This window comes from Fusobacterium mortiferum ATCC 9817, assembly GCF_000158195.2.
Classification (GTDB): Bacteria; Fusobacteriota; Fusobacteriia; order Fusobacteriales; family Fusobacteriaceae; genus Fusobacterium_A; species Fusobacterium_A mortiferum.
Map to the genome: position 1 here is coordinate 199,547 of NZ_GL987991.1, position 14,174 is coordinate 213,720.

General features: G+C 28.7%; 12 protein-coding genes. 8 read left to right on the forward strand and 4 right to left on the reverse strand.

What is annotated here, in order from left to right:
- Positions 1-300: 300 nt before the first annotated feature.
- On the reverse strand, positions 301-735 hold the full coding sequence (locus tag FMAG_RS07580; protein ID WP_005885589.1) for a MarR family winged helix-turn-helix transcriptional regulator: 435 nt from the start codon (positions 733-735) through the stop codon (positions 301-303).
- A 160-nt stretch (positions 736-895) separates the two neighbouring features.
- On the opposite strand from FMAG_RS07580, the gene FMAG_RS07585 reads away from it, so the two are divergent.
- The 3 genes from FMAG_RS07585 to FMAG_RS07595 all read left to right on the forward strand — a co-directional run bounded on the left by FMAG_RS07585 (position 896) and on the right by FMAG_RS07595 (position 5,241).
- Positions 896-2,278 (forward strand): aminopeptidase P family protein, encoded by a 1,383-nt coding sequence (locus FMAG_RS07585; protein WP_005885590.1) that lies wholly within the window; start codon positions 896-898, stop codon positions 2,276-2,278.
- 93 nt (positions 2,279-2,371) lie between these two features.
- Positions 2,372-4,129 (forward strand): flavocytochrome c, encoded by a 1,758-nt coding sequence (locus FMAG_RS07590; protein ID WP_005885592.1) that lies wholly within the window; start codon positions 2,372-2,374, stop codon positions 4,127-4,129.
- Positions 4,130-4,278: 149 nt separating this feature from the next.
- On the forward strand, positions 4,279-5,241 hold the full coding sequence (locus FMAG_RS07595) for an aromatic acid exporter family protein (protein WP_005885594.1): 963 nt from the start codon (positions 4,279-4,281) through the stop codon (positions 5,239-5,241).
- 84 nt (positions 5,242-5,325) lie between these two features.
- Here FMAG_RS07595 and FMAG_RS07600 read toward each other — a convergent pair whose 3' ends face one another.
- Positions 5,326-5,658: a DMT family protein gene (locus tag FMAG_RS07600; protein WP_005885597.1), complete on the reverse strand. Its 333-nt coding sequence runs from the start codon at positions 5,656-5,658 to the stop codon at positions 5,326-5,328.
- 163 nt (positions 5,659-5,821) lie between these two features.
- Here FMAG_RS07600 and FMAG_RS07605 point away from each other — a divergent pair, with 163 nt between their 5' ends.
- Both FMAG_RS07605 and FMAG_RS13330 read left to right on the forward strand, forming a co-directional pair.
- Entirely contained in the window at positions 5,822-6,628 is an 807-nt protein-coding gene (locus FMAG_RS07605; RefSeq protein ID WP_005885599.1) for a histidinol-phosphatase HisJ family protein, read from the forward strand.
- 74 nt (positions 6,629-6,702) lie between these two features.
- Positions 6,703-7,131 carry an META domain-containing protein gene (locus FMAG_RS13330; RefSeq protein WP_005885601.1) on the forward strand — a complete coding sequence of 143 codons (429 nt, stop codon included), beginning with the start codon at positions 6,703-6,705 and terminating at the stop codon, positions 7,129-7,131.
- A 58-nt stretch (positions 7,132-7,189) separates the two neighbouring features.
- On the opposite strand, the gene FMAG_RS07615 is transcribed toward FMAG_RS13330, so the two are convergent.
- On the reverse strand, positions 7,190-8,926 hold the full coding sequence (locus FMAG_RS07615) for a hypothetical protein (protein WP_005885602.1): 1,737 nt from the start codon (positions 8,924-8,926) through the stop codon (positions 7,190-7,192).
- Positions 8,927-9,138: 212 nt separating this feature from the next.
- Between FMAG_RS07615 and FMAG_RS07620 the strand changes: the two genes are divergently transcribed.
- The 3 genes from FMAG_RS07620 to FMAG_RS07630 are packed head-to-tail and all read left to right on the forward strand — an operon-like array spanning position 9,139 to position 12,644.
- Positions 9,139-9,849, forward strand: a complete 711-nt coding sequence (locus FMAG_RS07620; protein ID WP_005885605.1) for a DeoR/GlpR family DNA-binding transcription regulator — start codon at positions 9,139-9,141, stop codon at positions 9,847-9,849.
- Positions 9,850-9,864: 15 nt separating this feature from the next.
- A complete protein-coding gene (gene pfkB, locus FMAG_RS07625) occupies positions 9,865-10,776 on the forward strand; it encodes a 1-phosphofructokinase (protein ID WP_005885607.1) in 912 nt (303 codons plus the stop codon).
- 11 nt (positions 10,777-10,787) lie between these two features.
- Positions 10,788-12,644: a PTS fructose transporter subunit IIABC gene (locus FMAG_RS07630; protein ID WP_005885608.1), complete on the forward strand. Its 1,857-nt coding sequence runs from the start codon at positions 10,788-10,790 to the stop codon at positions 12,642-12,644.
- A 50-nt stretch (positions 12,645-12,694) separates the two neighbouring features.
- Here FMAG_RS07630 and FMAG_RS07635 read toward each other — a convergent pair whose 3' ends face one another.
- Positions 12,695-14,089 carry a recombinase family protein gene (locus tag FMAG_RS07635; RefSeq protein WP_005885610.1) on the reverse strand — a complete coding sequence of 465 codons (1,395 nt, stop codon included), beginning with the start codon at positions 14,087-14,089 and terminating at the stop codon, positions 12,695-12,697.
- Positions 14,090-14,174 lie beyond the last annotated feature (85 nt).

The following is a 14,174-nucleotide window of genomic DNA, read 5'->3' on the forward strand; positions in this document are numbered from 1 at the left end:
AGCCATCTATGTAAGCTATTGGGAACCAACATTTTCTCAATATTTGAAAAAGAAACGAGTAGAAGGCAAACATTATTATGTAGCAATATCTCATGTAGTAAAAAAATTAGTTAGACTTATTTTTCACTTAGAAAAAACAAATGAAAGATACAGTACAGTAGTCTAATTGTTCATAAATTTTAATACTGTCAAAAGGTTCTAACTAAACCTTCATTTTGTGATGTAAATTTCTAAATTAACAAATTTAAATTAAATTTTTTTATTTTTGATTTGACATTTAATAGTTAGTCTTAAAATATTTTAAAAATTTTTAATTAATTTTTCCATTAAAAAAAATAGAGTTTCTATCTCCTCTTTAGTCAATATACTCTCTACTTTTTGATGAAAGAGTTTAGCCACTTGAAGTACAGTTTCTACTATCTCTTCTGCTTTATCTTCTAACTCTAAAAAAACTATTCTTTTGTCATTTTCACATGCAACTTTTCTTACATATCCTATTTTTTCTAATTTATTTACCAAACTTGTAACTGTTGATTTATCCTTACTTATTAGCTCACTAATCTCTTTCATAGAAAGTCTTTTATAAACGCTTAAGATAATTATAATCCTAACATGAGAATAAGCTAAATCTTTTATCCCCTTCTCTCGTAACAATACATCTATATAACTAGCTCCTCGATGATGAGCTCGACTTATATAGCTAAAAAGTGTATTTCTTATCTCTAAAGTTTCCATTACATCACCCTACTATTAGTTTATCATAAATTTAGTTTTATATCAAACTATTTTTTGTAAACTTTTTTATAGTAAATATTTATAAAAATAAAAAAGATTTTTCTTTTCTATGAGTTTTTGTTATAATAATATTAAGTTATATATTAGAGGAGGTTAGCCTATGTTTGACAAAAAAATCTATATAGAAAGAAGAGAAAAATTAAAAGAGAGTTTAAAAAATGGTGTTGTTGTATTCCCAGGAAATCAGGAATCTCCTAGAAATTACAAAGGTAACGATTACCATTTTGAACAAGATTCTACATTTCTTTATTATTTTGGTATGAATGTTCCAAATCTTATTGGGGTTATAGATATAGATAACAATCAAGAATATATATTCGGAACTGATTTTACTCTTGATGACATTGTTTGGATGGGAGAACAAAAATTATTAAAATCTTTTGCTCAAGATGCTGGAGTAAATAATTTTATTGAAATGACAGAGTTTGAAAATTTTGCTAATAATCTTATCACTGAGAAAAGAGAACTACTATTTTTACCACAATATAGAGCTGAAACTGTTATCCAATTAAGTAAAGCTTTCAAATTAAATCCATTTAACTTTGAAGAAAATATATCTGAAGAACTTATAAAAGCTGTTGTAGAACATAGAAATATAAAATCTCAATTAGAGATAGAAGAGATAGAAAAAGCAGTAAATATAACTAGAGAGATGCACCTAGAAGCAATGAGAGTAGCAAAACCAGGAATGAAAGAGTTTGAAGTAGTATCCGCTTTAGAAGCTATTGCTACAAAGTATAACGCTTCTACATCTTTCCATACTATTTTTTCAAGAAATGGAGAAACTTTACATAACCATTATCATGGAAATACTCTACAAGAGGGAGATATAGTTGTATTAGATGCTGGAGCTAGAAGTGAAAGTGGTTATTGTGGAGATATGACTACTTCTTTCCCTATATCTTCAAAATTCTCTGATAGACAAAGAGATATCTACTCTCTACTTATTGAAATGTTTGAAAAAGCTGAAGAGTTAATAAAACCAGAGATTACATATAAAGAGGTACACTTAGAAGTTTGTAAAGTTCTTGCCAAAGGAATGAAAAAAAGAGGATTAATGAAGGGAGATATTAACGAAGCTGTAAAAGCTGGTGCTCATGCTATATTCTTCCCTCACGGATTAGGACATATGTTAGGTCTTGATGTACATGATATGGAAGCTCTTGGTGAAAATTATGTGGGATATGATGAATTTGCTAGAGATATGCAATTTGGTCTAAAATCTCTAAGACTTGCTAGAAAATTAAAACCAGGGTATGTATTCACTGTTGAGCCAGGAATATATTTTATTCCAGAGCTTGTTAAAAGATGGAAAGAGGCTGGAAAATTTACTGAGTTCTTAAATTATGAAGAGATTGAAAAATATCTAGATTTTGGTGGTATGAGATATGAGGGAGATTTCTTAATCACTGAAACTGGTGCTAGAAGACTTGGTGAAAAAATGCCTAAATATTTCGATGAAATAGAAGAGTTAAGAAAATAGTTTATTTCAATATACTTTGTCATATTATTGCAACTTTTTATAAAATATAGTATAATAAATTTAAGATATATTTATATAAAATAGAGGTGGAATATGGAAAGAAATAAAATTATTTTAGGTATTTTTGCTTTAACTCTTAGTGCTTATGGAATGAGTTTTAAAGAAGGAACTTATGCTGGAGAGGCTAAAGGATATCGTGGAGATATTAAAGTAGAGGTAAAGGTTTCTTCTGATAAAATTGAAGAGATAAGAATTTTAGAAAATGGAGATACTCCAATTCTTTCAGATTCAGCAATAAAAAGAGTAGCTGAAAATGTTTTAAAATATCAAAGTACTAGGGTAGATGGAGTTGCTGGAGCTACTGGAACTTCTAAAGCTGCTCAAATGGCTATAAGAAATGCTTTAAAATCTTCTGGTGTTGATGCAAAAGAACTAAATAGAAAAGTAAAAACTGAAGAAGTTAGAACACTAATGAAAAAAGAATTAAAGGAAAATGTAGTAGTTATAGGTGCTGGTGGAGCTGGACTTGTTTCTGCTATTGAAGCTAAATTAAACGGTGCTGAAAAAGTAGTTGTATTAGAAAAAATGGCTTTTGCTGGAGGAAATACCTTAATTTCAGGAGGAGAGTATGCAGCTCCTAATAACTGGATTCAAAAGAAACAAGGTATTAAAGATAGTCCAGATACTTTTTATAATGATATATTAAAAGGTGGAGATAACGAAGGAAATCCAAAACTTATAAGAGTTTTAGCTGATAATGCACTAAAAGATGCTGAATGGTTAAAAGATTTTATTGGAATGGAATTTGAAGATAGACAATTATTCTTTGGTGGACACTCTGTTGAAAGAAGTTTAGTACCAAAAGATGCCACTGGAGTAGAAATGATTAAAAAACTTTTAGCTAAAGCTGATGAGTTAGGAATAGAAATCTATTATGAAACTCCTGCTACTGAACTTATAATGAAAAATGATAGAATAGTAGGAGTAAAAGCAAAAAGTTCTACAACTGATTACACTTTCTTAGCTGATAAAGGTGTAATTATTGCTAGTGGTGGATTTGGTTCTAATGTTGAAATGAGAATAAAATATAATAAAGATGTAGATGAAAATATCTTATCTACTAATACTGTAGGTATTACTGGAGATGGAATAGTTATGGCTGAAAAAGTTGGAGCTAAACTAGAAGATATGGAGTTTATTCAAACTTATCCTACTTGTGACCCTATAAGTGGAGCTTTATTATATTTTGGTGACGTTAGACTTGCTGGTGGAAGTATCCTTGTCAACCAAGAGGGAAAACGTTTTGTTGAAGAATTAGAGAGAAGAGACGTTATCTCTATGGCTATCAAAGAGCAAACTGGAAGTGTAGCATATCAATTCTGTGACGAAGCTCAAGTAGAATTAAGTGGAGTAGCTAAACATCATGCTAAAGAAGTAGAATACTTATTTAATAATAAGCTTTTAGTTAAGGCTGATACAATAGAAGAAGCTGCTAATTTCTTTGGAATAGATAGCAAAGAATTAGAGAATACAGTAAAAAAATATAATGAGTATGCTAAAAATGGAAAAGATTTAGAATTTAATAAGAGAGGAAAATTAACTCCATTTGAAATGCAAGGTCCTTTCTATATTATGAAAGCTGTACCAGCTGTACATCATACTATGGGTGGAATTAAAATTGATGAAAAAGCTAGAGTTATTGATACAAATGGAAATGTTATCAAAGGATTATATGGAGCTGGAGAAGTTACAGGAGATATCCATGGAACTAACCGTTTAGGAAGTGACGCTATAGCTGATATTACTGTATTTGGTAGAATTGCTGGTAAAAACGTAATGTCAGAAAATTAATAAAAAACTATAATTTAAGAGGGGTTGTCATAATAAAGCAACTCCTCTTTTTTTACTTTTTAATTTAATAGATTTATAGATCTAAATATGGTAAAATTAAATTGAAACTCATACTAGAATAACATTAAGCACTTACTTAGGAGGAAATTATGAAATATATAGACCATAAAGTTATCAAAACAGCTATTGGAACTTTTATATCTATCTATTTAGCAGATTTATTAGGAATAAAATTTGGAGTTACAGCTGGAATAGTTACTATTATTAGTATTCAAGCTACTAAAAAAGAGTCTTTAAAAATCGCTTTAGAAAGATTTATCGCTTCCTTAGTTGGACTTTTTATAGCAGTTATATCCTTTGAATGTTTTGGATATACACCTTTTATCTTTGGTATATTTGTTTTAACATTTATGCCTATATGTCTGAAATTTAATTTATTTCAAGGTTTTTTAGCTACTGTTGTTTTAGCTACACATATTTTAAGTTTAGGTACTGTATCTTTAGATATAGTTAAAAACGAAATATATATTCTTCTTCTTGGAATAGTTGTAGCTCTAGTTCTAAATTCATATATGCCTGATATGAAAAAAGAATTAAGAGAGAAAAAGAAAAATATTGATACACTTATGAAAACTCTCTTTAATTATTTTGGAGATGTATTAATAACTGGTTCTGTTTTTGTAGATGAAGAAACTCTATTTAAAGAGTTAAAAAAAGAATTGGATACAGCTAGAGATATTGCTTTTAAAGAGTATAATAATGATATCTTTTCTAGTTCAAGAGAAGAAGTAGAGTTCTTTCAAATGAAAAGAAATCAATATAAAGTTATGCTAAGAATGAGAAATCACTTCTATAGATTCTATATAAGTAGTGAACACACACATATTATTTCTGAGTTTACTAGAAAAGTTTCTGACTCTATTGGAGTGGATAAACTCTATCAAGAGGTTCTTATAGAATTAGAAAGAGTTAGAGGCGTATTTGAAAGTATGCCTTTACCTAAAACAAGAGTTGAATTTGAAAGTAGAGCTATGTTATTTCAATTTTTAAATGATATAGAGGAGTTTTTAGAAATTAAAAGAGACTATATGAAAAAAGTAAGAGGGAAGTAATCCCCTCTTACTTTTTTTACTAGAACTATTCTAAATAAAAATCTCTCATTAATACTTATAAAATAAGCTTTTCTACAATTCAAATTATTTTTTGAACATAAAATATACTGCTCCTATTAAGCAAAGGAAAGCATATATATAATTTAATTTAAACTCTTGTTTAAGATAAAGAACAGAGAATCCAGAAAAAACTACAAGAGTAATAACCTCTTGAATAATCTTAAGTTGTGCCACAGTAAAAAATTGAGAACCTATTCTATTAGCTGGAATAGAGAAACAATATTCAAAGAAAGCTATTCCCCAGCTACTAACAATTGCAAACCATAGAGCACTATGAGTATTTTTTAAGTGTCCATACCAAGCAAAAGACATAAAAATATTTGAAATAAAAAGCAAAGCTATTGGTAAAAATTTCATAAATTTTCCCCTCCTAAAAATTTTTTCTTAACTTTATGATTTTATAACTTTTTCAACTAAAAATCAAGATATTTATAATGTTTTTTCAACAAGTTATACTATTAATTAGAAAAATATGATAAAATATCAACATAGTATAAAAAATAATTTTGAGGTGAGAGAGATGTTTATAAATGATTATCATATTCATAGTGAATTTTCTGGTGATTCTAGCCAAGATTTAGTAGAAATTTTTGAAAAAGCAATATCTTTAGGTTTAGAAGAGATTGCTATCACTGACCATTTAGAGTATGATATAGAGGGAATGGCAGATAAGTGGATTTTAAATTTAGATAAATATACTAGTAAAATTTTAGAATATCAAGATAAATATAAGGGGAAATTAAATATAAAATTAGGAGTAGAGGTAGGAGTACAACCACATACTAAAGATTATTTAGAAGAGCAAGTAAAAAAATATCCTTTTGATTTTATTATCGCTTCTACTCACGCTATAAATAGGTATGATTTAGCTTGGGGAGAGTTGCAAAAAACTAGAAATAAAGAGCAGTTACAAAAATATTATTTTGAAACTGTCTTAGAAAATATAAAAAAATATGATAAATTCTCTGTTTATGGACATATGGATTTTGTTACTAGATATGGTGGTAATGAATACAGAGGATTAGAATATAAAAAAAATCAAGATTTAATTGATGAAATTTTAAAAACTTTAATTTCAAAAGGTAAGGGTATAGAGATAAATACTTCTGGTTATAGATACAAAGAGGATAGATTTTATCCTTGTACTGATGTAGTGAAAAGATATTTTGAGTTAGGTGGAGAGATTATTACAATAGGTTCTGATTCCCATATAAAAGAGTATATAACTATGGATTTTGATATTGTATATGAATTTTTAAAAAGTATTGGTGTAAAATATATTTGTGGTTTTGACAAACTAAATCCTGTATTTAAAAAGTTAAAATAAAGTTGATAGTTTTTGTTAAATATGCTAAAATAGAGCTATTAAGACTATATCACAGAGTAAAAGGAGATAATATTATGAAAAAGTCATTAATTATATTAACATTAGCAGGAGCATTATTAGGAGGATGTACAGCTTTGGAAAAAACAAGTGAAACAGCTGAAAAAGTTAACAATGTAACTCAAACAGCTCAAACTATGTTAAATATTAATTCAATCAGTGGAGTAGAATATACTCTTGAAAATTCTGATATAACTATTACATTTGATAATACTAAAATTTATGGATTCTCTGGAGTAAATAGATATTTTGGTGCTGTTAAAGTTCAAGGAAATAATATCACTATCGAAAATGTAGCTTCTACTATGATGGCAGGACCTCAAAATAAAGTGGAAGAGGAATCAAATTATTTAAAAGCTCTAGCTGAAATGACTTCTATGACAATTGGAGATAAAACTATTACTTTAACAGGAAATGGAAAAACTCTAAAATTTTTCACAAAATAATTTAATTTTAAAAGGAGCTGTTGCAAATTCTTAAATTGCAACAGCTCCTTTTTTATTTTTAATCTTTAATTAATTCAAATAGTTTTTGAGCAGCCTTCATAGGTCCCTCTTTTTCCATTCCTTTTATACCAAGCTGAGTTTTTATTTGCCCTACCTTTACTCCCTTAGTAAACATCTCTTTAAAGAATCTATCTATTAATACATCTGTTTCTTTTTGTTTTTGTACTGGTCCAAATGGGTTAGCAAAATATGAATCAACAATTCCTACTTCACTTGTAGTTCCCTTAGCCATTCTTCTACCTGCTTTAAATATCTCGATAGCTTCACTTGGATTAGAGAAAAACTCTAACTCATCATTTTCAGCCTTATCATAGTTATTAGCATAGAAGAAGAAATCTACTGGATAACCTTTCATTATGTCATTATATGAAGCTATTGGAATAATAATTCTTGAGTTTTTCTTATCTGGGTTCATAAATATACTTCTATCTATCTCTTTATAAGCATATCCTGTATCTAGGTCATCTAGTCTGACAAAAGCTCCTATCTCCGTTCCTACTCCCAATGGAGCTCCACCTTTTGGATTTAGAAGAAGTGTTCCCATATCATCAAAGATTACCTTCATATCTTTTACATACTGTTCACTTAAGTTTCTAAAAGCTTCCAAACTCTCTGATTTACCAGCACCACTATCTCCCATAATAATTATATTGTATTTTTTACCATTTTTCATAATAATATTTACCATAGCTCCATGTATTGGCAATCCACCTTTTTGTATCATTCTTAAGTTATGAAGAGTTAAAATCATCTTTTTCATATATCCAAAGTAATCAATATCCTCTCCATAATTAGCATATCCTACTATCATATTATTCTCTTTATCATCATAGAAAACTGTTTTCATCTCAGTATCGTAATCTTTTACTCCATATACATAGATAATATCTGGTTTTCTATTTTTATATTCTTCTTCTCTTGCTAACTCAAATAAGTTACATAGAGCTATTCCTTGTGACATAAAAAATCTATTAAAGTAGATAAAAGCTAATGATTCACCAATTTTTGCTGGATAACAGAACCAGTTTTCCTCATTTATACATACATCTTTTAAAGGATTTTCAAAAACCTCTTGGAAAATTCCTGTTCTAGTATTTCTTTTAGGATAAGTTATAAATGGTGGTTGTAAAATAATTGTCTCTATAAAAGGAACTCTCTCTAAAAAAGAGTACTCAGCAGGACAATTTCTATTCATATCATTTAATATAATTCCAGCATTAATACCAGCACTAAGCTGTCTATATACTCTATGCTTATATCCCATTACTGTTTCTTCTATTTGTCTATATGTACTAAGAATTAAATTTTTAAAATTATTTATAGCTTCAATAAAGTTAACATTTTGAAGCCCTTCTCCTTTTTTACTATTCCTTACTATTGCATATCTTTCATACTTTCTCCAATAAGTATAAAGTCCTTCAATGAATTCTACTAATGTATTTCTATCTTCTAATAATTTAGCATATTTCTCATCTAATTTTGCTATCTCTTCTCCTTCTAGTACAATAAGAAGTTTAAAGAATTTTGTAATTTCTTGAACTAAGTTTGAGTTTTTTCCACAACAATCTTTTATATATACATATACTGGTGCCTCTTTTTTCTCAATTTTTTCAATAAAAGCTGTTAAAACTCTTTTAAATCCATCACTATCTAATAATGACTCTGCGTTGTTACAATATTTTACTGTAAAATTTATTGTGATACTATTTCTGTTGATTGTTGCTTCTTGTCTCATTTAAAATCCTCCTAAGATATATATTACAAATATACATTATCATATAAAAAGATTAAAGTCAAGAATAAAGATTTAAATATTTTTATTTTTTATTTTTTTAAAAATATTTTTTTAAATACAAATGATTGATTTTGATTGTTTTGAAAGAAAATGATTGATTTTTATAAAAAATTATGCTATATTTATATTGAAGATATAGAGGTGATAATGTTATGAATGTTCGTAGATTTGACACAATACTCAAACTTTTAAATGAAAATAAAAATATAAAAGTTCAAGAGCTAATGGAAAAATTGAATGTTTCTGAAGCCACAATTCGTAGAGACTTAAATACTCTTGAAAAAAAAGGGAAAATAAAAAGAGTACATGGTGGTGCTATTTTAAATACACCTTCTGAAGAGGATATAATTTCTAAAAAAACTATTCACTCTAAGGCTAAAGAAAAAATTGCTAAAATTGCTAGCGAATATATAAAAGATGGAGATATCATCTATCTTGATGCTGGAAGTACAACGGAAATTCTAATTAAGTATCTTGAAGATAAAGAAAATATTAAAGTTGTAACTAATGGTATCTCTCATTTAGAAGAGTTAAATAGATATGGAATCGAAACTTATCTTCTTGGTGGTGAAGCTAAATTTACTACTGGAGCCACTGTAGGAATAGGTGCTGTAACTTCTTTAAGGGGTTACAATATAGATATAGCTTTTATAGGAGCTAATGGAGTAACTAGCGAAGGGTATTCCACTCCAGATACTAAGGAAGCTATGATAAAAAGCGAAGCTATCAGTAGGGCTAATGAGGTTTATTTCCTATGTGATTCATCTAAATTTGGAAAAAAATCTTTCGTAGTCTTTGCTACTCTAGAAGATGGAACTCTTCTAACAGAGGGAGAGGTTCCAGAGGAATTTAAAATAAAATAATTTTAGGAGGGAAAAATGATATATACACTTACACTTAATCCTGCTATCGATTACTATATGAGCATGGGAAATTTTCAACTAGGAAGCCTTAACTCATTGGAAGAAGGGTATACTTTACCAGGTGGAAAAGGAATAAATGTTTCTAAAGTTTTAAAAAATTTCTCTGTTGAAAGTAAAGCTCTAGGATTTGTTGGAGGATTTACAGGGGATTATATTAAAAAACACTTAAATGAATATGAAATAGAAAGTGATTTTATAGAACTTCAAGAAAATACTAGAATAAATATTAAATTAAAAACTAAAGATTCTGAAACAGAGATAGCTGGAAAATCTCCTACTATTTCTAGAGAAAATGTAAAGGAATTATTAAAAAAATTTGAAGAAATAAAAAAAGATGATGTAGTAATATTATCAGGAAGTGTACCTAATTCTATTTCTAAAAGTATTTATGCTGATATTATAAAACTTTTACCAAAAGATTGCAAAGTTATATTAGATACTAGGGGATTACATTTTGTAGAAGGATTAAAAGAGGGAGTATTTTTAACAAAACCAAACAATCATGAATTGGAAGAGTTTTTTAATAGAAAATTAAACAACATAGAGGAAATTATACAAGCTGGAAAAGATTTACAAGCTTTAGGAAGCAAAAATGTATTAATCTCTTTAGGAAAAGATGGTTCTATATTAATTACAGAAAAAGAGGTATATATAGGAAATGCTCCACAAGGTAAACTTATTAGCTCAGTTGGTGCTGGAGATTCTATGGTGGCTGGAGTTGTATACGGAATAGCAAAGGGAATGACTCTTGAAGATAGTTACAAATATGGTATAGCTTCTGGAAGTTCAACAGCCTTTTCTGAAGGACTTACAACTTTTGAAGGAATGAATAGTTTATTAAATAAAATAGAGATAAAAAAATATTAAGGGAGGCTCAAATGATAACAAATTTACTTACACTTGAGTGTATCAATTTAAACTTAAAAGGTCAAACTAAACAAGAAATCATTGATGAAATGGTAGAGATTCTTTATCAAGGTGGAAAATTAAATGATAAAGAAGAGTATAAAAAAGCTATTTTAGCAAGGGAAGCTCAAAGCTCTACTGGATTAGAAGAGGGAATTGCTATACCTCATGCTAAAACTTCTGCTGTTAAAATACCTAGTATAGCTTTTGGATTATCAAAAAATGGAGTAGATTATGAATCTTTAGATGGAGAACCATCAAAACTATTTTTTATGATAGCTGCTCCAGCTAATGCATCAGACACTCATATAGAAATTTTATCAAAACTAACAACTATGTTATTAGATGATGAGATAAGAGAAAAATTATTAGAGGTTAAAACTGAACAAGAGGTAATAGATATCCTTACTTCAGATATAAAAGAGGAAGAGAAAAAAGAAGAGGAAGTATCAGATGAATTCTCAGAAGTTTTAGCTGTAACAGCTTGTCCTACTGGAATAGCTCATACATATATGGCTGCTGACGCTCTTATAAAAAAAGCTAAAGAGATGGGAGTAAATATCAAAGTAGAAACTAATGGTTCTACTGGTGTAAAGAATGAGATAACTGCTGAAGAGATTAAAAGAGCTAAAGGAATTATAGTAGCAGCAGATAAAAATGTAGAGATGGAGAGATTTGCTGGAAAACATGTAGAAATTGTACCTGTTAAAGAGGGAATAAAAAATCCAGAAACTCTTATAAAAAATGCTTTAAATCAAACAGCTCCTATTTACACTGTAACTACTAGTGGAGAAAAAACTCCTGCTAAAAAAGAAAAAACAGGATTCTATAAACACTTAATGTCTGGGGTATCAAATATGTTACCATTTGTTGTTGGAGGAGGTATCTTAATAGCCCTATCATTCATGTTTGGTATTCAAGCTAGCAATCCTAATGACCCATCTTTCCATCCTGTAGCAAAACTACTTAGTGATATTGGTGGAGGAAATGCTTTCTTCTTAATGATACCTGTTATGGCTGGATTTATTGGAATGAGTATTGCTGATAGACCAGGATTTGCTCCTGCTATGGTAGGAGGACTTATCTCTCTAAATAATGGTGGTGGATTCTTAGGAGGACTTATTGGTGGATTCCTAGGAGGATATGTTGTAGTTTTATTAAAAAAATTATTTGCTAAATTACCTAATAGTTTAGAAGGGTTAAAACCTGTTTTATTATATCCTCTATTTGGTATATTTATCACTGGTGCTTTAATGTATGGAGTTATTATCAATCCAATAGCTGCTCTTAACAGTGGAGTTACTAACTTTTTACAAGGACTAGGAACAGGAAACTTAGTTCTATTAGGAATTTTAGTTGCTGGAATGATGGCAGTTGATATGGGAGGTCCAGTAAATAAAAGTGCCTTCACTTTTGGTATTATGATGATAACAGCTGGAAACTATTATCCTCATGCAGCAGTAATGGCTGGAGGAATGGTTCCACCTTTAGGAATAGCTTTAGCTACTACTTTCTTTAAAAATAAATTCACTCAAGATGAAAGAGATGCTGGAAAAGTTTGTTATGTAATGGGATTATCATTCATCACAGAGGGAGCTATCCCATTTGCAGCAGCTGACCCTATTAGAGTTATCCCAGCTTGTATAATTGGTTCTGGAATTGCTGGAGGATTATCAATGTTCTTTAGAGTTCAATTACCAGCTCCACATGGTGGATTATTTGTATTACCAGTTATGACAAACCCTATTATGTATCTAGTTGCTATAATAGTAGGTTCTGTAGTTACAGCTTTAATCTTAGGATTTATTAAAAAACCTGTTCAAGAATAATATTATATTAATGTAAGAAAAAGACAGACTAATTTATTGGTCTGTCTTTTTTAAAAGTTAAGATGAATAAAAACTTCTCTCTCTTCATTTACTTCTATTTTCTTTATTATCTGTTTTAATATCTTATTAGCTTCTTGCTTACTCTCAGCATTCTTTAAATTACTTAAAGCTTCTATAAACATTTTCTTAAAATCTAAATTTTGTTTTACTTCATTTCTTTCATTCTCTAATTCAATAATTTTAGCTTCTATATCAATTAATGAATTTTGTATATCAACTTTCTTACTTTTAAATTGCTCTTTGGTAATATCTCCATCTGCATAAAGCTCAATTAAATTTTCTTCTCTTGTTTTTAATTTACTCTTTTGAGCCTTTAATTTCTTTAATTCACTATCTTTATTATTATTCTCAAGTGGAATTTTATTCAATTCATCTAAAAATTCACTGTTAAAAAGCTCATCTAAAACTTTCTTATCAAGAGTATCACTCTTTATACTTCTACTACACCCAGTACATCTATAATAATATGTTCCTTTTCTTCCAGCATTACCTCTAAATTTAGAGCCACAAGTATGGAAAAGTAATCCTGATAATAAATAGGAAGTCTTCTCTATATTTCTCATTCTTAATTCTTGGTTCAAAGACATTCTATTGGCAACTTTTTCCCAAGTATCAATATCTATAATAGGCTCCCAATCTCCTTTAGCTTCTACTATTTTAGTTTCATCAGGATTTTTCATTGGTTTAAATGTTGTTTTGTTCATTTTTCTTTTTCCAAATATATTATATCCAGCATATACTTTATTATTAAGCCATTGCTTTATAGTACTTCTATCTTTTCCAGTCATTCTCTCAAGAGCTACTATTCCATGACCTTTTAAATACTCCTGATAAATATATTTTATTAGTTCTGCTTCTTCAGGAACTATTACCATTTTTTTATCAATAATCCTATATCCATATGGAGCATTATTCATTCTTTTTCCTTCTTTTACTTTAACTATCATATTATCTCTTACTCTATCAGCGTTATCAAACCTAAAAAACTCAAATATGGCAGCTAGTATTGTAAGGATAAGTTTTCCCATTGGGCTATCACTATCTAGTGTAGGATTATTTATTAGTTTTAATTTAACATTTAAAAGATTAAGTTTATTAAATAGTGAAAGAAAAGCAAAGGCATCTCTTGCTATTCTAGAAACATCATAGGCTATAAAGTAATCAATCTCCCCTTGATTTTCTTCAAGATATTTTTGAGCTTCAATAAAACCTTTTCTATTTCTATTTCCTCCACTCATAACATCAGTAAATTTTTTTACTATTTCTATATTGTTATCTCTAGCAAAGATTTCCCCTCCCTTTTCTTGAGTTTCTAGGGAGAGGTCCTCTTTTTGCATATCTGTACTTACTCTAAAATAAGCTATTGCTTTCTTGACCTCTCTCATCTAAAGTTATTCTCCTTTTTGTTTATCATATAATTTCTTTATATTATCTTGAATCTCCTTTAAAGTTTTATCATTCAATACTTCT